Genomic DNA, 18,723 nt, shown 5'->3' with positions numbered 1-18,723 from the left:
GACGGGTTGGGTATCCTCCGCGGCAGTGGACGGCTTCGGAGGGCCGCTGGGGCTCGGCGAAGTTCGTCACTCTGTTTGGAGATGATCGATGCTGCGATGGGGATTGTCGCTGGTCGTTGCGGCGTGCGCCGCGTTCTCGGGGAGTTCGGCCTGGGCCGGGGCCGTGATCTGTCCGATCTGGGAGGTCGACGAGTGGGAAGGGATGAAGGTCTACTACGCCGAGTATCAGGAGATGTGCGGAGACGAACCTGAATCCGTCTACCTTATTGGCAACTATGATTGGCCGACGTTTTGTCCTGACGGGTGCATCCCCGCGGACGAGGTGACCTACTCCCTCAAGAACAACGTGCGTCCGACCCGTCAGTCACGGCTGCTGGCCAAGGCGTGGGGCCCGGCGACGGACCGGTTCGTGATGCCGGCAGGGAAGTCGCAGAAGTTCTCGAAGCAGACGAGCCGCATGGCGGTCCGTTTCGATCATGACGGCGACAGCACTACGCCGGACAAGCAGGCCTTCTGCTACACCTACGTGACCGACCCGAAGGCGATGGGCCTGGACGCGCCGCCGAAGACGCTGCGGTTCGGGTTCGAGGCGCTGGAGGAACCGCAGGACGCAAAGGTGGGCCGGGTCATCGGGAAGCGGGACTTCACGTACCAGATTGAAGTCGACGGGAACCGGTACGTGGTTCAGCTTCGGTAGCGGGCGATGGAAGACACTGCTGGCCGCCGGGGGCCAGCAGTGTCTTGTGTGTGGGGCGGGCAACGGCGGGGCGGGGCGGCGTGGCCACAGCGACGTCGGGTGCGTTGAGTCTTCGAAATGCGCCGTGACTGCGGCAGGAACTCTGGTGCGTCTCGCAAAACCTCAACGCACGCTACGAGACTCGACAGTCGCGGTCGCATCACTCCAGAGACTACGAGAAATGATTGCTCTCAAAGTTCGGCTCAACTACCAACTGCTCACCATCGCCGGGGCTGAGGACTTGAGCGTTCTGAGCGCGATCCTCAGCGGGAGTGTCAGGGACGGTGTTCCACAAGACCACCACTTCAGACTGCACGTCGGCGGGCTGTCCCGGTCCGATGCCAGCGGACAGGCCGAGCATCGGGAATGGTCAAGTCCTCGGAATCTGACGGTCGGCGACTTCCTCACGGTCGAGATTGTGGAAGCGGACGAAGCCAGTCCGGTTGTCGAACGACGACCGGCGAAGCGGTCCCTCTCAAGCAAGGAGGGGGCGGATGTCATCACCCTGCTTTCACATGAGTACCTGCTGCTTCTTCACGCAAGCCGGACCGAGGGGATCGATCTGAACGAAGAGGACCTCGGAGCGGTGCTCCGCGCCAACCGGTTGATCGAACTGGGCCTGCTGACGCAGCGAGAGGAGAAGGTCTTCGCGTCCGACCTGGGTCTCGCGTTCCTGAACCACAACGAGACCGAGAGCGAGTTTGTGCACCGATACCGCGTTCCCAGAGAGTGACGTCGGCCGGGTGGCACTGCTGGCAGCTTTGGGCCAGCAGTGATTGGACGTCCCGCTCGACCTGAGTGCTGCTGGTCAAAACACCAGCAGCGGCGGGGTGGCCTGCGCATGGCTGTGCATGGTGGGTCAGCCGTCGCCTCGACCCGCATTCATGACCACACAACGCTGTGGCCATGCCACCCGGCCGCGGCCAGCGGCTTTGACGGCCGAGGACGACGACGGGCAGAATGATCGGCGTTCGGCCGCATCGTTCAACGGAGTCTGCCATGCGTCTTGCTCATCGCTTTGCCGCTTTCGCCGCGGCGCTCCTCGTCGCCTCCATTGCTCATGGAATTGCCGGCAGCAGCCGGATCGCCGAACCCGGTCGACCGGCCACGGTCTCGGAATCCCTTCCCCAAGGGACCGCCGAATTCGTCAACCTTCCGTCCCGCACGGAGGGCTGGAACGACTGGTTCTCCGAATGGCCCAACGACGTCAATCACTATCTCTACCAGGCCCACGACCCGGCCCAGATCAACGCGCTGATCGAGCAGTTCGCCAGGATCCAGTCCGACCGGCTACAGATCCGCCTCGCTCCTCTGCCGGAGCCAAAGGGGCTCGGCTGGACAACCTCCCTCAAGACGGGGAACGGAGTCGCCGCCGTCTTCTCGATCGGCGACCAGGCGATTCTGGACCGCTGGTACGAACAGCTCGACGGGCGGCGGTTTGGCGTGATGGAGTTCACCGGCAAGCCGATCGCGGTCCCGCCGACGCTGACGCTGTTCGTCGACCATCAGGCGATCGACTTGGGATCGCTCAAGATCCCGCCGCAGATCTCCGTCGCGGCCGGGTACCTTCCGACGGTCAGTGAGATGCCGGTCAAAATTGCGCCGGCCACGGCGCAGCCCGCCGAAGTGAAGAGCGACAAGACCGCTCCTCCGCCCGTTCCAGCGGACCCCGCCGTCGAAGCCGCGACCAGGCGGATTCAGACCTACCTGAACCAGCGTCCCGCTCGACCGGACGCGGCGAGTCGTGATGGGGCGCGCTGACGTGCCCCCCGACCCGTGGCTCAAACAGGGAAGCCCAAAGCCCGCTCGTACTGGCGACGATCGAACACGAGCTGCCAATCCGGTGGATAGAGCCAGTGGTCTCGATGGTGTTGCCGCGGGGCGCTCCAGATCACGGAGTCCTCGGTAACCGTGATCTGCATCAGCAGTGGCCAGCATCCCTCGCAGCCGCATTCACATTCCAGGACGGAAACCCTGTCGTCGTACGCAAGCAACGGGCGAACAGCCTCGCCCAAAAGCTGCCGAGAGGGGAACAGGGCGTCCGCCGCGCTGAGATAACCGTACTTCCCGGCGAGGTCCGGCTGGCCGTCGGCGGCAGCAGACGCCGATTCGAGGTCCCGGATCAGATCGATCAGCGGGCGGCCATCGACCCGGATCATGGCTTGGCGGCCGCCCCATTCATTGGGGGGAGTCACTTCGACTTCGAAGCGATGGACCATTGACCGGTTCTCCGCGCGCTCAGCGGCCTTGCTGGCGTAGAGCCTGACAGTACGCACCCCCCGGAGAGTCGACCCAGCCCACGAAACTCCGGGCCGTGGCCGAAGTCCCTCGCTCGATCGATGGCTCCGTTCCGCTACGACGCAGGCGGTCCCCCAGGGCGCCACGACTCCTCCGCCGGCGGGGGCGGGTTGTCGATGAGCTGCAGCGCGGCTTGAAGGCGCTGGCGGGTGTCGTCGGGGAAGCGGTCGTCGGCGATCCCTTCCTGGACCTTCTTCCGAGCCTCCTCCTGACCCGCGATGGAGGTCAGGACCTCACACAGGAGCTTGGCTTTCTCCGGGCTCGTCTCCGCCCGCAGGGCCTGGACCAGGTTTCCTTCAATGCCGCGGCCGTACTGCTTGAGGACCGTCATGATCGGATACCGGCCGCGAGCCTTTTCCCGGAAGAAGACGTTGCGGGGGTCCTGGATGTCGATCAGCGGACAGAGCCGCCGGACGGTGTGCATGGGGGCGAACATCTCCGTCAGCCCGAGCGCGTCCATCCTCTGCTCCAGCGGCACCCGTTCGTCGGCGACGATGTCGATGGACCGCTTGGCCGCGCGGTCGATGTTCCGCCACGCTTCGCTCAGTTGCTCGAACGCTTCGTCCCGGGTCTTGTTCAGGTAGTCCGGCATCTCGATGGAGATCAGCCGGTCCTCCTCCCACGGCAACTTGTCGCGCGGGACGTACCGGTTGTCCGCGGCGTGGGCCCGCCACCCCAGACACGCGGCCCCCGCCCCAACCGCCAGCACCGCAAAGGCGATCCGTCCGACCAGTTTCGATGAGATCCTCTGCATGCCCGTCTCCCGGAATGGCCTGTGGTCCGGGGGGATTGTCGCGGGTGGACCTCGTCTCTTGCAAAGCCGCGCCAACCGCCGCGGCGAGTGCGACCTCAAACGGCCGGTCCTCTATCGAGGCGGTCGTGGTGGCTCCGGTCTCACGCCGCAGATGGTCATCGACGGTTCCGGCTCCCGCTCCGCCTGCCAGAGCGACGGCGGCCATGGCAGGGGATGCTGGGCGCCGCCGGCCAGGACGGCGTACGCGACTCCTCCCACGAGAGCGAAGTGGATCGCGACGACGAGCCAGAAGATGGCCAGAAAAGGCACCTTGCTGATCTTGTGCCGGAACAGCCGCTGTCCGAGATACGCGCCGGGCCAGCCTCCCAGGAGGGCCAGCAGATGGAGCGTCTGCTCGGGAACCCGCCGTCCTCCCCGGACCGCGCGGCGTTTGTCGAAGCCGTACACCAGAAACGTCCACAGGCTCATCACGAGGACGAGGCCCAGATAGCCAATGGCGACGTGCCGCATGCTGATGAGGTCCAAAACGGCCTTCCACGAATGACGAGCGCCGGCCGGGCGTCCCATCCGGGCCCTGACGCCGCCGCGGTTCCCGGCGGGGGAGGGGGGACCGTAAAGAGAAGCGGAACCGGCGGAAAGCCCAGACGGGCGGCCTGTCCGTGTTCCCGCGGACCGGACGGCCGTGGCACAATGGGATCGGGCCCCGCGACCGCGAGACGTCCGCGCGGCGGCTGCCACAGGCCCGCACCGGTGAAGGACGCGGCCTCCACGTCTCGTCACAGGGGAGAACGGCAACCATGGGACCGCATGTCATCCTGACGCTCGTGGTGGTGCTCCCGGTGGCGTGGCTGCTCTCGGAGTTCCAGCCGCATCGCTGGCTTCGGATTGCGACGGGACTGGGTGCCATCGCGATGAGCTTTGGAGTGGCCGCCGTCTTCGGCTCGTTTGAGCGTTTCAACTCGAACGCCTGGTATGGCGCGGCGTCGTGGAACCTGATCGGTACGACGATCGAGGAGATCGAGAGCGGGGAGACCGAGCGACTTGTAAAGGAGCTCAAGACGCTGCAGGAGCAATTCGTGCCGACCTACGAGAACCGGGCGCGGTACGACGAGCTCGTCCGGGAGTTCCTGACGAGGCTGGGCCGCGAGGAGAAGCGGTCCCCGCTGTTCCGGTAGGGATTCCGGGGCCGGCGGGCCTTCGAAAATCACCATGCCGGCGAAGCGTTCGACACACAACGCTGCGGGATTCGGCAGCCGGCGTCAAGGAGGGCCTGTGTTGTGATTTGAGGGCTTGCAGCCGGAGGCGCTTCCCTGCCGAACGATCCAAGCGACGACGGGCACTGCAGGCAGACTAGAGATTCTGCAGACTACGTCCGGGCCGTGTGATCCGGACTGGCGCCCTAAGCGTTACAGGAGAGAATCACGGTCGTACACCGCCCCAGCCCTCCCGCCGAACGTTGCTGGGAAAGTGTTGTGCATCGCGCCAAATTGACCGCAACGACGGGCCACCGGTATCCTTTTGGGAGATGGCTTACCGATGGATGGGACCGGTTCTCACTTGAGGAGGTAGTCGATGCTTGGGCCTTTCTGTGATCATGGCCGCCGGGCGATGAAGGAACTGGTGGCGGCGGGCGCGACGTTGTCTCTGCTGATCGGCGTGGCCGCCGCGGGCGAACCGCTTCCCGCGGGATTCGAGAAGATCCCCTCCACGCACAAGCAGAAGACCGTCGTGACGGTCGCGAGCGCCAAAGAGGGATCGAAGCTGGAGGACTTCTGCGTCGATTCGAAGGGGCGGATTCTGGCTCTGCTGGGGTCGAGCGGCGGCGACTCCGAAGGGAGCGGATCGGCGCTCGAAAGCGTGCTCCAGCTCCTCAAGGGCCCCAAGGCAAAGCCGCCCAAGTTTGACTCGGCGGTCCATGTCTTCGATGCCGGCGGAAAGCTGATCGAGAAGTGGCCCGTCGGATTCCAGGGCCAGGCGATCAATACCGCGCCCGACGGCACGATCCTCGTGGGCGGGGACGGACACATCGCCCGCTTCGATCCCCACGGGTCGAAGCTGCACGATGCCGAGTCTCCCCAGATGACCTACATCACGACCCATCCGGAGGAGATGCGCGAGCGGGCCAAGGAGCAGCTCGAATCGGACCGGGCGATGTACGCCGACCAGATCAAGGAATTCGAAGACCAGCTCAAGGAACTCGCGGACGCCAAGAAGAAAGCCAAGGAGGAGGGGGACAAGAAGGAGAAGGACGCCCCCGTGGAGCAACCCCGCGAGATCGCGTTCGACGAGAACTTTCTGAAGCAGATCATCAGCACCTACAAGCAGCAGCTGAACGTCCTCGAAAAACAGACCGTGGAGGAGACCGTCGAACAGGTCACCTCGCGAGCCCGGCGGATCAACGCCATCTGCGGCAGCGACGGCGACGTCTTCGTCACCTGTCCGGCGATGCAGGGGTACGGATACGGTGTCTGGCGGACCGACAAGCAGTTCGGACAGGCCAAGGAGATCGTCAAGAGCCTGTCGGGCTGCTGCGGACAGATGGACGTGCAGTGCGCCAACGGCGAGCTGTACGTGTGCGAAAACTCCCGGCATCGCGTCGCCAAGTTCAACCGCGACGGAAAGGAAGTCGCGCAGTTCGGCAAGCGGGCCCGCGACGAGGAGGACCCGGAGTGCTTCGGCGGATGCTGCAACCCGATGAACCTGTGCTTCAACAAGGACGGCGAGGTCTATGTCGCGGAGAGCAACGGGGTGGTGAAGCGTTTCACGCCCGCCGGGAAGTTCGTAGGGCTCGTCGGAGTCGCGGATGTCGAGCCCGGCTGCAAGAACTCCTGCGTCGCCGCGACCGCCGACGACAAGCACCTGTTCTACATCGACATCCACAAGTCGCAGATCATCGTGCTTGCCCGCCAGGACGCGGCCGCGAAGTAGCGGCGAACGGGAGTTCGCCAGGGCCTTGCCGGAATCCGCCGAAGCATTGAAGGAGAATCCATGCGCCGTGTCCTGTGCCTGTGTGTTGCGTTCTGGCTCGGCCTGACGCCCGTTCTGAATGCGGAGGACGCCGGGCCGGGCCGGCCGGCCCGGCCGATGGTTCTCGTGGTCATGGACCCCCTCGCCAAGCCGCTCTCCTGTCCGTGCGTTGCCGGGTACGCCCAGCGCGACTACGAGAAGCTCGCCGAGGCGATGTCCCGATCGCTGGGCCAGGAGGTCAAGCTGGTCTTCAACGAGTCGCTCCGCGGCGCGAAGAAGAAGGCTGACCTTGCCGCCGTCGATCTCGTCATCGGCAAGCAGTCGGTCGTCCTGCACGATGCCGCCGCCCTGGGGATGAACTTCGCCAAGGTGGCGATGCTGACGGGAAAGGACGGCAAGACGACCCAGCGGGGCCTGATCGTTGTAGCCGCGTCGGATTCCGCCCAGAACGTCGCTGACCTCAAGGACTACCGGATGTTCTTCGGCCCGCAGGAGTGCGAGGAGAAGCATCACGCGGCGATACAGCTGCTGCAGGAACACGGGGTCAAGCCTCCGGCAACGATCGAAACCGCGGTGGCCTGCGACGAGGGTGCGATCAAGATCCTGAAGCTGGCCGAAGAGAAGACTCCAGCCTGCGCCGTCATCTCCAGCTACGCGAAGCCGCTGCTCGAGGGGTGCGGCCAGGTCCCCAAGGGGTCGCTGCGAGTCGTGGGAGAAACCGGGGAGATCCCCTTCATCGCTGCCTATGTGAACGCGGATCTCGACTCCGCGGAGCGTGACCGCATCGCCGCGGCGCTCGTCAAGTCGACGGGCGACATCGCGCTCCGGCTGGCGCTGGAGACGAAGCGCGGCTTTGTGGCCGAGGCCGACGCGGCAAAAAAAAAGTAGCCCTCGAAACGGCCGCTGAGAACCCGGACTGGACCGGATGGCGAGGAGCCCGTCGCGATGCGGTGGTCCCCTGGCTGCCGGAGCGGCTTCCCGGTCCCGATGCGGTGGCGTGGAGCCGGCGGATGTCGAGCCCGGCGCTCGCCGGAGTCGCCGCCACGCGCGAGTTCGTGATCGTGGCGGACCGCGACCCCGCCGACCGCGTCGATATCTTCCGCTGCTTCCATGCGGACGGAAGCGAGGCGTGGACGCTGCGGTACTCCGCCCCCGGCAGCCTCGACTACGGAAACTCCCCGCGGGCAACGCCGCTCCTCCACGACAAGGTCGCCTATCTGTCCGGAGCCCACGGCCACTTCCACGCGGTGGAGCTCGCCACGGGGAAGGTGCTGTGGAAGAAGCACTTTCTGAAGGACTTCGACGGGCCCGCGAAGCTGTCCTGGGGGTTCTGCGGCTCGCCGATCGTGGTTGAGGGACGCCTCGTGATCCAACCCGGAGGCCGGGACGCGTCGATCGTGGCGCTCGATCCGGCTACGGGCGAGGTCCTCTGGAAATCCCCCGGCCGACCGCCGGGGCACAGCTCGCTGATCGCGGCCGAGATCGCCGGCAGGACGCAGCTCATCGGCTATGACGACCAGACGCTCGGCGGCTGGGACGTCGCCACCGGGGAGCGGCGGTGGACGCTCAAGCCGGAGCATTCCGGGGACTTCAATGTCCCGACGCCGATCGTGTCGGACGGCCGCCTGATCGTGGCGACGGAGAACAATGGAACGAGACTCTACGAGTTCGATCCCGCCGGCGGCCTCGTCGCCACGCCCCTCGCCGCCAGCGACGAGCTTCTGCCCGATTGCCAGACGCCGGTGCTGGTCGAGGGAATGCTCTTCGGCGTGGCCCACCAGCTGTTCTGCCTCGACACGGGGGACGCGCTCCGCCTGCGGTGGCGATCGGATGAGTCGGGATTCCGGGAGTACGCCAGCCTCATCGCCGGACCGGACTGCGTCCTGGCGACCACGTTGCAGGGACAGCTCATTCTCTTCGCGGCGGACGCGGAGGGCTATCGGAAGATCTCAGAAGTCCGGGTCTTCGACGACGAAGCGGGACTGTATTCCCACCCGGCCCTCGTCGGGAGGCGGCTCTACGTCCGGGGGAGCGGCTCCCTCCTTTGCCTGCGACTGGGCGACGAGTGAAGCGGTGCGCGTTCCCGGAGGGGGAGGATCCCTCTCACAGGGATGCGATCAGCTCTTTGACCCGGGCCTCGATGAGATCGCGAACCTCCCGGAACTGCTCGGGACTCATGTCCCGCGGGTCGGGGATCTGCCAGTCGACGCGACGATTCGCCCGCACCAGCGGGCATTCGTCGCCGCAGCCCATCGTCACCGCCGCCTCGACGTCCGTGCCGTTGAACTGTTCCAGTCCCTTCGACCGGTGGGAGGTAAGGTCGTAACCGACCTCCCGCATCGCCTCGATCGCCTTGGGATTGACGCGGCCGGAGGGACGCGACCCGGCGCTGAAGGGCTCGACTTTGCCCGCGCCGTGGATGCGGGCGAACGCCTCCGCCATCTGGCTGCGATTGGAGTTCTCGACGCAGACGAAAACGATCTTCCTGAGCGCGGCCGGCATGGCAATCATTCCTTGGACGTGACGGGTTCGAGGGGCGGCTCACTGATCGCGCGATCCAGTGCCACCCCGGCGAGCGCTCCCAGAATCGGAGCGGCGATGTAGATCCAGAGCGTCCCGAGCTGCCTCGAGACGATGGCCGGCGCCAGCGAACGGGCGGGATTCATCGAGGCGCCGCTGACGGGACCGCCGAACAGGGCTTCCAGGGCGATCACCGCGCCGACGGCGACTCCCGCCATGGCCCCCGTCTCCCGCGCGCCGACCGAAACCCGGAGGATGACGGTCATCAGGATCCAGGTCAGGATCGCCTCCATGAGAAAGGCCTGCAGAGGTCCGCCGGCCGGAACGGTCGCTCCGAGCGTGGCGTGCTCAGGAAACATCCCCTTGAGAGTCAGGCTGGCCGCCAGCGCCCCGAGGGACTGGCTGGCGAGGTAGGAGGGGACAGAGCGGGCGGGAAAACGCCCGGCCGCGCAGAACCCCAGCGTCACTGCGGGATTCAGATGGCAGCCGGAGACGTCCCCCAGGGCGTAGATCATCGCCAGGACGATGAGGCCGAAGGTCAGCGAGATGCCGACATGCGTGACGGCCCCGCCGGAGACGTCATTGATCACGATGGCGCCGGTCCCGGCGAACACGATCGCAAAGGTGCCGAAGCCCTCGGCGAGACACTGCCTGCGTCGGCTCGTCATCACCGGCAGCCCTTTCCGGTCCCGCTCACTTCTTCCATCAGGCACAGGGCCTGATCCATCAGGGAGCGGACGCAGGCATCGATCAGCCGGTAGTGGATGTTGTTCCCGTCACGCCGCGAGCTCAGGATTCCGAGATCCAGCAGCCGCTGGAGTTGGTTCGAGACGGCCTGCGGCTTCATGCCGATCGAAGCGGCCAGCTCGGTCACGCACAGTTCGCCGTCCCGCACCAGGGCGTGCAGCAGGCGGAGCCGCGTGTCATTGGCCAGCACCTTAAAGACCGCTGCTAGCCCTCCCGCCTGAATCGGCGTCAAGAGGGGCCGTTCGTCGAGCGGCACTCGCGCACAGCAGGGGGGATCGGCAGTCTGACGTTTCGTGGGCATCCCCTCCTCCAACAACGCGACTACACTATTCCGTGGAATAGTGGAAGTCAACCTGGCAGGGTGGCATGTCCACCGTTTTTTGTGGCCATGTCTCTGGGGAGGGTGCCCGTAGCAGGCGACCTTGCGACGGTCCGAACTCGCGGTGAGGTGAGGCGCAGGAGGCTCAGTCGCCTGAAGCTCGCGTTCGCATGGAAACGCTCGGCAACATTCGGCCGGGGACGGTTGAGCGGAGCTGGGATTGGCCGTACACCTGAAGGTCCCGTCCCCGGCCGTCGTTCGAGTCCGTGTTCGGGGCATAACTGGACGGACCCTCTGATGAACAGGGCCAGGGCCTTCATTGCGACCATCGGGATCCTTCTCCCGTTCTGCGTACGCCTCCTGTGCGGCGGCGGTCCTTTGAGACAGTACATCGATAACGGAGGGATCACCGGTGTCCTCTTCGTCACGGCGGTCAATATCCCCTTCTGGTTTGGTCTCCTGGCGCTCACATCCATCTACAGGAAGCCGATCTCCCTGCTCCTCCCCTGCGTGCTGGTGTTTGGATTCCTGGGACTGGTTCACTTTGTCATGAGCCACGACGAGAGCCGGGAGCTCGCGATGGGTTTCATCTTCCTTCCACTTCTCGCACTCCCGCTTCTTCTGGTGGGAGGACTTCTCGGGTATGCAGTCGACCTGAAGGCCGGACGGACGGGGCACCGCTGATGGGGGCCCGTAAAGGCTCAGTTCGGCGAGGAGCGAAGCGGATAGGTGGCCGAAGCATGAGGCTTTTCGCAAAGGCGTGGCGAAGGATTCCAGCGTCCTCCGTGCCTTGATAGGCACCGGGGTGGCACTGCTGGCAGCTTTGGGCGAGCAGTGATTGGACGTCCAACTCAGATTGAGCACTGCTGGTCAGAGCACTAGCAGTGCCACCCGCCGGGCAGGAGATCCTGGATCTGGTTCCACTGAGCGTCGGTGGGAGCGTGGCGTCCGGACATCGTGGCCTTCCTTGTCCGGCCTGCAGAGCAGCCGATGATGCCCGCTCCAGAGGAAAACGCCACCCTCAATGTCCACACGGCCTAGCTGACTGGACGTCGAACGGCCTTGGCGACTGAGATCGAGGAAATAAACATCCCCGCAATCAGCGGTGCCGCTTGGACAAAGATCCGGGCGAACGCGCTGCGACCGTCTGTCAGCGAATCCGTCACAAACGGAAGAATTACTGAAGCCATCGTCGCAACCGCCCAAATCAACGCATTGATGGACACCAATTTCTTGTTCGAATCGGTTGTCATGTCTTGCTTTCTGGGTCTTGAGGAGAAGGAGCTTCGCGAGTACGCACAACGGGAACCATGTAGGTCAAATGGGCGATCAATTGCCCTTGCCTTTGTTGCATTCCTTGCTGCAGGATTCCGCTGATAGCCGCCTGGTGTTCTTTGATCTCTGCCAGTTGTCGGTCATCAAGCCAGGAGACCTGCCAGTTCAACCGGAAATTCTGCTTCGATCCTTCAAGCACGGCTCTCTGAGTTTCGATGGCGGCTTCGACGACACGCAGGGCGTGCTGCATCATCGTCCGAAAGAGGCGAATGCTTCTGTCACGCGTTCGCTTTCGGCCAATGTTGCGTTCGATCGTGATGTCCTTGGCCACCGTCTGGTAGATCGTCTCGGTCTGCGTGCCGACGCTTCGAACATCAACATCACGAACGATTCCCGCCGAGACGAGCTTGCGCATGTGGTGGTACAAGCCATCAGCGGGCCGGTTCATCAGCGACGCCAATTCACGGATCGAACACGGACCAACCGTGAGCATAAAGACGAGCATCTCCACGCGGACTGAAGAGTTGATTGCACTCCACTCGGCGTCACTTCGGACCGTAAACAGTTCTGGCAGCGAAGCGGTCATCTCAGGGGAGAGTGTACCCGGGCCATTGAAATACGACAATCATTTTCAATGGATCGACGCGGCAGGTCGGGCACCACGCCTTGGATGCGTTTGCGCAACGGTGTCGCAAGTGTCGGATCGCCTTCGCAAGTGACGATCCGACCGGAGCCGTGGGGCACACGAAGACGTTCGCTCGATCATCGAACGCGGTCGCCGGCGCCCCGGGGTTCGAGCGAGTGCCGGAGTCAACGGAGGACGACGAGCGAACTCCTGTTCGGTCTGGCCCGACACGCCGCGTTCTTCGTCACCCGGCTGCATCTGATAGGCAGGGTGGCATGGCCGCAGCTTTGTGTGGCCATGCTTTCGGGTGACAGGTGGCATGCTCGTGCAGAGCCACCCCGTCACCACCCGATCAAGCTCCGTCCCGCGTCCACCGCATCGTGCTCAGATCGAGCGTGAACCGGTCTTTGTTCTCGACGTGCTCTTCGGCGCCGTCTTCTTCCCGGCAGACCTTCCCCTAGGTGATGACGATCCGCGTCGGCGATTCGCTCCGGGCGCGGTGGCCGTAGATCCAGCCCGGATTGTCCCCCGTGGTCTTCACCGGTTCGATCTTCCACGTCCGGCAGTCCAGGCGGTAAACGGGGGTCGTCCCAAACACTCGGCCGTGCGGATAGTTCAGCCCCCCGATGATGTAGATGCCGTCCCTCGCCAGCGTGGCGGTGTGAAAGTCGGTCGGCGGGAACAGCGTCTCGGGGTAGCCCAGGATGTCGAAGCCCCCCGCGCCGTCGTGGATCACGATGTCGTTGTAGATGCAGAAGTCAGGGTCGTAGTGGTCCTCGTGCTCTCCGCCGATATTCACGAACCGCCCGTCCGGCAGCTCCGTCAGCGACATGCCGAACCGGTCGAAGCACCACCCCGGCCCGGACCCGAGGGTGTCCGTATCGTCGAACTTCTCCGCCGCCCGATACGCGCAGCAGCCGGCCCGGATCATCGCCCTCCAGTGGGGGACGTTCATCAGCTGCGGGTTCAAGGTCCCGAACCACCGCGTCCGACCGGTGCGGTACTCCTCCGGGGTCGACTCGATGGGAGCCTCGACCGGCAGGCCGATGATCCTCCGCTGGACGTCGGTGCGGAGCAGGCTGAGGTCTTCCCCGTGCGTGAGCAACCGGGCGGTCGCGACGTTGACGGCCAGGGAGACCGCGAGTTCGTCGAACTGGTTGCGATGGTCGTCGTTCGCTCCGGCATCCTGCAGGACTCGAACGGATTCCGTCTCTCCAGCCGCGGCGGCGACCAGGAGCGCCGTCTGATTGTGCGAGTCGACCGCTTCCAGATCGGCTCCCAGCTCGAGGAGGCATTGCAGGGCGGCCAGCCGGCCTTCTTGGGCCGCCTCCATCAGGGGGGTAGTCCCCACGCGATCCGTCCCCGTCAGATCGCCGCCGTGGGCGACCAGCAGTTCGATCTTCCGGACGTCGTCCGTGAGAGCGGCCAGATGCAGCGGCGTGCGCCCGTATCCGTCCCGGTCCTCGGCGACGTCCGCGGGCCCGCACGTCTCCAGGGCCCGGGCCACGTCGTCCGCCGTCCCCAGAGCCACGGCCTGCATCAGGGGGGACCAGCCGAGCGTGTCCGTCGGATCGGCTCCGGCGTCGAGCAGGATCTGGACCAGGTCGAAGCGGCCGAACCGCGACGCCACGCTCAGGGGGGATTCGCCGTACTCCGTCGTGCTGTCGAGCTCGGCCCCGCGGCGGATCAGCAGATCGACCATCGGGATCAGCGAGGGGTTGTTCTGGAGCTTGTAGATCGCCTTGACGAGGGTGGTGTAGCCCTGCGGCGAGGCCCAGCCGATCTCCGCTCCCGCAGACAGGAGGGCCTCGACTTTGTCGAGGCTCCCGGAGCAGGCCGCCAGTTCCAGCGCGGCGTGGTCGCGGTCCTTCAGCGCCCCGTTCGGATCCGCCCCCGCCTCGAGCAGCAGCCGCACCACATCGGCACCCGCGAGCGGGCTCCAGGCCGCGTGGGCCAGCGGCGTGAGTCCGTCCTCGTCACGCTCGTCGACCGCCGCGCGCTTCCGCAGATGCCGCCGGATCCCTTCGATGTTGCCGTCGGCGGCATCCTGATGAATCGTCACGGCGGGCCCGGGAGAAAAGGGAAAGACGACACAACGCACGTTGAGTCTATGAGATGCACCCTGACGGCGTCACGAACTCCGGCGGCCATGTCCCATGCCGCCGGGCTCGCCCTCCGGCCGGGCCGCAATTTGATATCATCCATCATACGGCGATCACACGGTCGTCGGCCTCGGAGGGAACACGATGAAGGACGCAGCGACACCCGGAGTTGTCAGCCGCGAGGAATGGGAGCGGGCGCGGGCGGACCTGCTGGTTCGCGAGAAGGAGCACACGCATGCCGGCGACGCGCTGGCCGCCGCCCGGCGACGTCTGCCGATGACGCCCATGGAGCCGGTCACCGTCGCGGGAGCCAGCGGGCCCGTCACGCTGCGGGACGTGTTCGAAGGCCGGCGAATGCTGCTCGTCTATCACTTCATGTGGAACCGAGGGGCGGCTCACCACAAACAGTGCGAAGGCTGCACGCACAGCCAGGCGGCCATGACCGCGGCCGTCTCTGCCTATCTCGCCGAGCGGGATGTGACCTACGCCGTCTTCAGCAGCGGTCCGTTCGAGGAACTCCTCGCCTATCGGGACTTCATGGGCTGGGGGACGCCCTGGTACTCGACGGCGGACTCCGGACCGGCCCTCGCCACCCGGGACGGCGGAGACCTCCGCTGCTACCTCAGGACCGGCGACGGGGTGTTCCAAACGTACGAAACCAAGTGGCGGGGGATCGAGGCGATGCTCCCCACGCTGCAGCTGCTGGACCTGACCCCGTATGGCCGGCAGGAGACGTGGGAGGACTCCCCCGTGACCGTCCAGCTCGACGAAGCAGGCTCCTGGTGGCGTCGCGACGGCCGTCCCGTGGCCCAGTGGACGCGGACCGACAAGTCTGTGGAGTAGAAGCGACTGATGTCCGGAGGTGTCGATTGAGAAGCTATGACATCTTGGGCTTTCTGTTCCTGCTGTCGCTGTTCGCTGACCTCTTGGCCCTCTGCGTGGTGGTCAGCAAAGCCTTCGGCAGCGTCAACGCTCCTTGGCCCGTCTGCCTCTTCGGCGCTATGCTCACCTGGGGGATTTCGCTTTTCCTTTTGTGGAGCCTCGGCGTGGAGCTCCAGAACGCCGCCTGAGCCGGCCCTCTCCCGATCGGGGCCACCTCGACCGCAACGAGCGAGAATCGCATGAGCCAGGGCGAACAACCCGTGTACGTCTGCGAGCAGGTCCGGGAGGTCGAACGACTTCATCGGGACCTGCTCACGGACACCGTCCGTCGGCTCCCCATCCGCGACCAGCTGGACCGGCAGGCGAACCGGATTCTGGACGCTCACCAGGCGGGCGACCGGGCGATCGTCCCGCAGATCACCTGCTGGCATCCCCGACTGGCGTGCCATTCGGCCGACGACATCATGAACAGCGCCTTCACGCCGGACGATGCCCGGCAGACCATCGCCCGGGAGTACGGCTTCACCGACTGGTTGCACGCGGCGGCCGAAGGGGGCGACCCGCCGGACGCGGACTTTGAGCTGGCCGTAGACACGCTGCTCCGAGGCGATGTCGAGACGCTCCGCGTTCTCCTGGCCGGCGATCCGCGTTTGATTCACCGGAGATCTCGATATGGCCATCGCTCGACGCTGCTGCACTACGTCGGCTCGAACGGCGTCGAAACGTACCGCCAGCGAGTCCCATTGAACCTCGCAGAGATCACCCGCCTGCTGGTCGAAGCAGGCGCCGACGTGAACGCCCCGGCCAACATGTACGGCGGAGGCTCAACGACGCTCGGCCTGCTGGCCACCAGCGACCATCCTGCCAAGGCCGGCGTGACCGACGATGTCCGGAAAGTCCTGGAGGAAGCGGCGGCGAGGCGGCGGTAATCCACGACGGGCGCCGCAGGTCGGAGAGAGAGTTCGCCAGCCACACACGGGCCATGGGATCTACGCTTGGGCAATAAACGTCTCCCGGGAGAATCACGGCGGTACAAGGCTCCGGCCACTCCGCTGCAGCCCCCCCCCCGTTTGAACGGTGCGCAGAATTGGAGCAAGTGGGATCCGGGCGGGGCGGACCTGCCGACGCGGGGGGCTCGACCTCTGTTGCCGCACGCACGGTTCGGGGGGGACGTCCACGGCGACCTCTCCGGTGCGGTTGTGCCTCAGGAAATTTCCGGAGGACCGTCTCAATGGAGACCATGACCTGAACATTCACGTTAGGAATGCGTGGCGACGCGATGTCATTTGACCACCTTGAATCCGATGGCGTCTAATTAAATGAGGCGATCGCAAAACAATAATGCAACTTCCAAGGAATCTATTGAGGTTGTACATCAGAGGAATAAGATGGGCGGCGGACTCCTGGAGGCCGGGAATTCTGCTTCTTTCCTTGACGCTCGAAAGGGAGACTGAGGCCATGCTGAAGAACTGGATGCGAGGGCTTTTGACGGCGCTTCTGGTCGTGGGAGTTGGCACGAACGAACTCCGCGCCGCGGCCGTGGCGTGGGTGGTTCCGGCAAATGGACTGTCGTCGCCGGCCCTCCCAGGCAACCCGGTGAGTGGCACGGGCAACCCAAATGGCACAACGGTGACGACGTTCGTCTATCACCAGGCACCAGGTGCCACCGGGTTTACCCTGATTGATGCAGGTTGGGTCTGCGGGGTGTCATCAAACACCTGGTCGACGACGATGCAAAGCGGGAACAACAACTTTACCGCGAAGGGGACATACCGTTACACCGCGTCGATGCCGAGTTATCCGGGAACGTCGGACGTTTCGACTTGCACGGTCCCCTGACGATCGCAACGCCCCTGGACATGGAATGGCTGCTGGCCCGCGGTGATCGCCGCGGGCCGGTCACTCTTCGGAGGGCCCGCCGTGCGATTTGCATCGCGTTCATTCGTCGCGACTCGACGAGCTTTCAGCGTTGTTGAACTGTTGGTGGCGATTGCCATTGTCGGCCTGCTGGTCGCGCTGCTGCTTCCAGCAGTTCAGTTGAGCCGTGCAGCCGCGCGACGCAGCCAGTGTGCGTCCAACCTCCGGCAGATCGGAATCGCCGCCCATTCCTATGAGACGCTTCATCGTCAACTGCCATTCAGTCTCCGCGGGGCGGGCCTTCTCTTCTCGCTCTTGCCACACCTGGAACAGGTGGCGGAACACGACCGACTTCAAGGTCTGCTGGCTGGCGATCCCAATGACCAGCTGACGGCAGCAACGACCGCCAGGCGGATCGCAGCCTACCTCTGTCCGGACGATACGGAAGCGACGTCTGCCGGAGCCGCCAGCTATGCCGTGAACCGGGGACTGACGGACGCAGCGCAACAACAGCGAGCCTTCGTCCCGGACGACGGTCGCGGACTCTCCTGGCGGGATGTCTCGGACGGACTTGCTCACACGGCGTTCTGCTCGGAACGGCGGAATGCTCCTCCCTTTCAGCCGCTGGCGCTTCCGGATGCGAGATTTGGAAACTGGTTCGTGAACAACGCTTCCGCGTCGGCCGTCTCGCTGGCGCAGCTGAATGCCTTCTCGAGTGATTGTGTTCATGTCTCTCAAACGATCCCGCCGATCACACAGGCGGGGGGGATCGGCTATCTCACTCCCAACGCCGGCTATAATCATGTCGTGTCCCCCAATGGACCGTCGTGCATCAGTTCCGGCCTGCTCTTTTCGTCGCCGGCCGTCAGCAACCATTCCGGCGGCGTGAATCTCCTCCTGGCGGATGGTGCCGTCCGTTTCGCGACGGAAGACATCGATCTCGCGGTCTGGCTGGCGATCGGGTCGAGAGATGGGCGGGAAAGCCTCGCCAGTTCATTCTGAGGACGGACGCCGCATGTTGAATTCCAATCGCTTCCGCCTCCTGGCCGGAATCATCCTGCTGGGCGCGATGGCCTGGTGCTTCTATCCGCGGCAGCCCCCTCGGGTCTGGTACAACGGAACTGCGCCGAATCCAGAGCGATTGGCCGCAGAACGTCCGACGGTCGAGTTGCTGATCGACAAAGACTATCTGGAGAGAGCCGAAGTCCTTGTCGATGGAACGGCGGCTGGAACTCAGGAAATCACGCTTCGGGCAAATTCCATGGTGCCTGTTCGCGGTTCCGTCGAGCTCCGTCATGTCCAGCAGGGGTCTACGCTCGTCGCCATTCAGTTCTCAGTCCTGAGCCGGGATTCCAATCCCGTCGGCATGCTGGCCGAAGGTCAGACCGTCGTGACGGCGAAGGAAACGCGAAGTGAAGATCGATTGCGGGCCGAGTTCAGCGACACCTGGACGGTGCCCGATCACCTGGGCGAGTTCTTCTTGATCGTCGAGTTCCACCTCTTCCGCCCCGGCGACCGGACGGCCCCGAGACGATTTGCAGTGGTGTGCCCGGTTCGGATCATGTCTGGATAAGGGCGTGAGCGGCCTGGCCCGGTTGTGGCCGCATCCACTGAGCCGGGGGCAAGGGAGCCTGTGTTGCG

Annotated in this window: 24 protein-coding genes; 14 read left to right on the top strand and 10 right to left on the bottom strand. The window is 65.0% G+C overall.

The features are described 5' to 3' along the window. The first annotated feature begins 88 nt into the window (after positions 1-88). The 3 genes from VT03_RS31240 to VT03_RS31230 all read left to right on the top strand — a co-directional run bounded on the left by VT03_RS31240 (position 89) and on the right by VT03_RS31230 (position 2,497). Positions 89-697 carry a hypothetical protein gene (locus VT03_RS31240; protein WP_075096626.1) on the top strand — a complete coding sequence of 203 codons (609 nt, stop codon included), beginning with the start codon at positions 89-91 and terminating at the stop codon, positions 695-697. 220 nt (positions 698-917) lie between these two features. After that, entirely contained in the window at positions 918-1,469 is a 552-nt protein-coding gene (locus VT03_RS31235; protein ID WP_075096625.1) for a hypothetical protein, read from the top strand. 266 nt (positions 1,470-1,735) lie between these two features. Continuing rightward, positions 1,736-2,497, top strand: coding sequence for a hypothetical protein (locus VT03_RS31230; RefSeq protein ID WP_075096624.1), 762 nt, complete (start codon positions 1,736-1,738; stop codon positions 2,495-2,497). A gap of 20 nt (positions 2,498-2,517) precedes the next feature. Here VT03_RS31230 and VT03_RS31225 read toward each other — a convergent pair whose 3' ends face one another. From VT03_RS31225 to VT03_RS31215, 3 genes are all read right to left on the bottom strand, one after another. Further along, positions 2,518-2,955, bottom strand: a complete 438-nt coding sequence (locus VT03_RS31225; RefSeq protein WP_075096623.1) for a hypothetical protein — start codon at positions 2,953-2,955, stop codon at positions 2,518-2,520. 134 nt (positions 2,956-3,089) lie between these two features. After that, positions 3,090-3,788: a hypothetical protein gene (locus VT03_RS31220; RefSeq protein WP_075096622.1), complete on the bottom strand. Its 699-nt coding sequence runs from the start codon at positions 3,786-3,788 to the stop codon at positions 3,090-3,092. A gap of 111 nt (positions 3,789-3,899) precedes the next feature. Then, positions 3,900-4,298: a DUF1294 domain-containing protein gene (locus VT03_RS31215; protein WP_082846849.1), complete on the bottom strand. Its 399-nt coding sequence runs from the start codon at positions 4,296-4,298 to the stop codon at positions 3,900-3,902. A gap of 287 nt (positions 4,299-4,585) precedes the next feature. On the opposite strand from VT03_RS31215, the gene VT03_RS31210 reads away from it, so the two are divergent. From VT03_RS31210 to VT03_RS31195, 4 genes are all read left to right on the top strand, one after another. Next, positions 4,586-4,963 (top strand): hypothetical protein, encoded by a 378-nt coding sequence (locus tag VT03_RS31210; RefSeq protein ID WP_075096620.1) that lies wholly within the window; start codon positions 4,586-4,588, stop codon positions 4,961-4,963. A 397-nt stretch (positions 4,964-5,360) separates the two neighbouring features. Next, entirely contained in the window at positions 5,361-6,716 is a 1,356-nt protein-coding gene (locus VT03_RS31205) for a hypothetical protein (RefSeq protein WP_156514907.1), read from the top strand. A 60-nt stretch (positions 6,717-6,776) separates the two neighbouring features. Further along, on the top strand, positions 6,777-7,643 hold the full coding sequence (locus VT03_RS31200) for a PhnD/SsuA/transferrin family substrate-binding protein (RefSeq protein WP_075096618.1): 867 nt from the start codon (positions 6,777-6,779) through the stop codon (positions 7,641-7,643). Between the two features lie 62 nt (positions 7,644-7,705). Continuing rightward, positions 7,706-8,824, top strand: coding sequence for a PQQ-binding-like beta-propeller repeat protein (locus tag VT03_RS31195; RefSeq protein WP_075096617.1), 1,119 nt, complete (start codon positions 7,706-7,708; stop codon positions 8,822-8,824). 34 nt (positions 8,825-8,858) lie between these two features. On the opposite strand, the gene VT03_RS31190 is transcribed toward VT03_RS31195, so the two are convergent. Genes VT03_RS31190 through VT03_RS31180 form a run of 3 tightly spaced genes read right to left on the bottom strand, consistent with a single transcriptional unit; the run spans position 8,859 to position 10,323 of the window. Then, entirely contained in the window at positions 8,859-9,257 is a 399-nt protein-coding gene (locus tag VT03_RS31190; protein ID WP_075096616.1) for an arsenate reductase ArsC, read from the bottom strand. Positions 9,258-9,262: 5 nt separating this feature from the next. After that, the gene (locus VT03_RS31185; protein ID WP_075096615.1) at positions 9,263-9,943 is read right to left on the bottom strand and encodes an MIP/aquaporin family protein; all 681 of its coding nucleotides are present in this window, start codon (positions 9,941-9,943) and stop codon (positions 9,263-9,265) included. Further along, positions 9,943-10,323: an ArsR/SmtB family transcription factor gene (locus VT03_RS31180; protein ID WP_075096614.1), complete on the bottom strand. Its 381-nt coding sequence runs from the start codon at positions 10,321-10,323 to the stop codon at positions 9,943-9,945. The genes VT03_RS31185 and VT03_RS31180 overlap by 1 nt, the downstream gene beginning before the upstream one ends. A 315-nt stretch (positions 10,324-10,638) precedes the next feature. Between VT03_RS31180 and VT03_RS31175 the strand changes: the two genes are divergently transcribed. Next, complete coding sequence (locus VT03_RS31175; RefSeq protein WP_075096613.1) at positions 10,639-11,025, top strand: hypothetical protein; 387 nt, start codon at positions 10,639-10,641, stop codon at positions 11,023-11,025. A 353-nt stretch (positions 11,026-11,378) separates the two neighbouring features. On the opposite strand, the gene VT03_RS31170 is transcribed toward VT03_RS31175, so the two are convergent. From VT03_RS31170 to VT03_RS31160, 3 genes are all read right to left on the bottom strand, one after another. Then, positions 11,379-11,594 carry a hypothetical protein gene (locus tag VT03_RS31170; protein ID WP_075096612.1) on the bottom strand — a complete coding sequence of 72 codons (216 nt, stop codon included), beginning with the start codon at positions 11,592-11,594 and terminating at the stop codon, positions 11,379-11,381. After that, on the bottom strand, positions 11,591-12,241 hold the full coding sequence (locus VT03_RS31165) for a winged helix-turn-helix domain-containing protein (RefSeq protein WP_156514906.1): 651 nt from the start codon (positions 12,239-12,241) through the stop codon (positions 11,591-11,593). Before VT03_RS31165 ends, VT03_RS31170 begins: the two co-directional genes overlap by 4 nt. A 457-nt stretch (positions 12,242-12,698) precedes the next feature. Continuing rightward, complete coding sequence (locus tag VT03_RS31160) at positions 12,699-14,303, bottom strand: ankyrin repeat domain-containing protein (protein WP_197489134.1); 1,605 nt, start codon at positions 14,301-14,303, stop codon at positions 12,699-12,701. 184 nt (positions 14,304-14,487) lie between these two features. Here VT03_RS31160 and VT03_RS31150 point away from each other — a divergent pair, with 184 nt between their 5' ends. From VT03_RS31150 to VT03_RS33950, 4 genes are all read left to right on the top strand, one after another. Then, positions 14,488-15,186: a DUF899 family protein gene (locus VT03_RS31150; protein WP_075096610.1), complete on the top strand. Its 699-nt coding sequence runs from the start codon at positions 14,488-14,490 to the stop codon at positions 15,184-15,186. 26 nt (positions 15,187-15,212) lie between these two features. Further along, positions 15,213-15,413: a hypothetical protein gene (locus tag VT03_RS31145; RefSeq protein ID WP_075096609.1), complete on the top strand. Its 201-nt coding sequence runs from the start codon at positions 15,213-15,215 to the stop codon at positions 15,411-15,413. Between the two features lie 51 nt (positions 15,414-15,464). Continuing rightward, positions 15,465-16,154 carry a hypothetical protein gene (locus tag VT03_RS31140; RefSeq protein WP_075096608.1) on the top strand — a complete coding sequence of 230 codons (690 nt, stop codon included), beginning with the start codon at positions 15,465-15,467 and terminating at the stop codon, positions 16,152-16,154. Between the two features lie 529 nt (positions 16,155-16,683). After that, on the top strand, positions 16,684-17,064 hold the full coding sequence (locus tag VT03_RS33950) for a hypothetical protein (RefSeq protein WP_156514905.1): 381 nt from the start codon (positions 16,684-16,686) through the stop codon (positions 17,062-17,064). Positions 17,065-17,163: 99 nt separating this feature from the next. On the opposite strand, the gene VT03_RS34920 is transcribed toward VT03_RS33950, so the two are convergent. Continuing rightward, positions 17,164-17,427 (bottom strand): hypothetical protein, encoded by a 264-nt coding sequence (locus VT03_RS34920; RefSeq protein ID WP_231870732.1) that lies wholly within the window; start codon positions 17,425-17,427, stop codon positions 17,164-17,166. On the opposite strand from VT03_RS34920, the gene VT03_RS31135 reads away from it, so the two are divergent. Together VT03_RS31135 and VT03_RS31130 are read left to right on the top strand one after the other, a co-directional pair. Then, entirely contained in the window at positions 17,314-18,084 is a 771-nt protein-coding gene (locus VT03_RS31135; RefSeq protein ID WP_231870729.1) for a DUF1559 domain-containing protein, read from the top strand. The two genes, VT03_RS34920 and VT03_RS31135, sit on opposite strands and share 114 nt — an antisense overlap. A 13-nt stretch (positions 18,085-18,097) precedes the next feature. Then, entirely contained in the window at positions 18,098-18,655 is a 558-nt protein-coding gene (locus tag VT03_RS31130) for a hypothetical protein (protein WP_075096606.1), read from the top strand. Positions 18,656-18,723: the final 68 nt, after the last annotated feature.

Source organism: Planctomyces sp. SH-PL14 (genome assembly GCF_001610835.1).
GTDB lineage: Bacteria > Planctomycetota > Planctomycetia > Planctomycetales > Planctomycetaceae > Planctomyces_A.
This window is presented reverse-complemented; position numbering and strand designations above follow the sequence as displayed.

What these genes read in the sequence shown, in the direction of transcription:
- VT03_RS31240 (WP_075096626.1), top strand. Translation starts at nt 89, where the DNA reads ATGCTGCGATGGGGATTGTCGCTGGTCGTTGCGGCGTGCGCCGCGTTC.
- VT03_RS31235 (WP_075096625.1), top strand. Translation starts at nt 918, where the DNA reads ATGATTGCTCTCAAAGTTCGGCTCAACTACCAACTGCTCACCATCGCC.
- VT03_RS31230 (WP_075096624.1), top strand. Translation starts at nt 1,736, where the DNA reads ATGCGTCTTGCTCATCGCTTTGCCGCTTTCGCCGCGGCGCTCCTCGTC.
- VT03_RS31225 (WP_075096623.1), bottom strand. Translation starts at nt 2,955, where the DNA reads ATGGTCCATCGCTTCGAAGTCGAAGTGACTCCCCCCAATGAATGGGGC.
- VT03_RS31220 (WP_075096622.1), bottom strand. Translation starts at nt 3,788, where the DNA reads ATGCAGAGGATCTCATCGAAACTGGTCGGACGGATCGCCTTTGCGGTG.
- VT03_RS31215 (WP_082846849.1), bottom strand. Translation starts at nt 4,298, where the DNA reads ATGCGGCACGTCGCCATTGGCTATCTGGGCCTCGTCCTCGTGATGAGC.
- VT03_RS31210 (WP_075096620.1), top strand. Translation starts at nt 4,586, where the DNA reads ATGGGACCGCATGTCATCCTGACGCTCGTGGTGGTGCTCCCGGTGGCG.
- VT03_RS31205 (WP_156514907.1), top strand. Translation starts at nt 5,361, where the DNA reads ATGCTTGGGCCTTTCTGTGATCATGGCCGCCGGGCGATGAAGGAACTG.
- VT03_RS31200 (WP_075096618.1), top strand. Translation starts at nt 6,777, where the DNA reads ATGCGCCGTGTCCTGTGCCTGTGTGTTGCGTTCTGGCTCGGCCTGACG.
- VT03_RS31190 (WP_075096616.1), bottom strand. Translation starts at nt 9,257, where the DNA reads ATGCCGGCCGCGCTCAGGAAGATCGTTTTCGTCTGCGTCGAGAACTCC.
- VT03_RS31185 (WP_075096615.1), bottom strand. Translation starts at nt 9,943, where the DNA reads ATGACGAGCCGACGCAGGCAGTGTCTCGCCGAGGGCTTCGGCACCTTT.
- VT03_RS31180 (WP_075096614.1), bottom strand. Translation starts at nt 10,323, where the DNA reads ATGCCCACGAAACGTCAGACTGCCGATCCCCCCTGCTGTGCGCGAGTG.
- VT03_RS31175 (WP_075096613.1), top strand. Translation starts at nt 10,639, where the DNA reads ATGAACAGGGCCAGGGCCTTCATTGCGACCATCGGGATCCTTCTCCCG.
- VT03_RS31170 (WP_075096612.1), bottom strand. Translation starts at nt 11,594, where the DNA reads ATGACAACCGATTCGAACAAGAAATTGGTGTCCATCAATGCGTTGATT.
- VT03_RS31150 (WP_075096610.1), top strand. Translation starts at nt 14,488, where the DNA reads ATGAAGGACGCAGCGACACCCGGAGTTGTCAGCCGCGAGGAATGGGAG.
- VT03_RS31140 (WP_075096608.1), top strand. Translation starts at nt 15,465, where the DNA reads ATGAGCCAGGGCGAACAACCCGTGTACGTCTGCGAGCAGGTCCGGGAG.
- VT03_RS33950 (WP_156514905.1), top strand. Translation starts at nt 16,684, where the DNA reads ATGCTGAAGAACTGGATGCGAGGGCTTTTGACGGCGCTTCTGGTCGTG.
- VT03_RS31130 (WP_075096606.1), top strand. Translation starts at nt 18,098, where the DNA reads ATGTTGAATTCCAATCGCTTCCGCCTCCTGGCCGGAATCATCCTGCTG.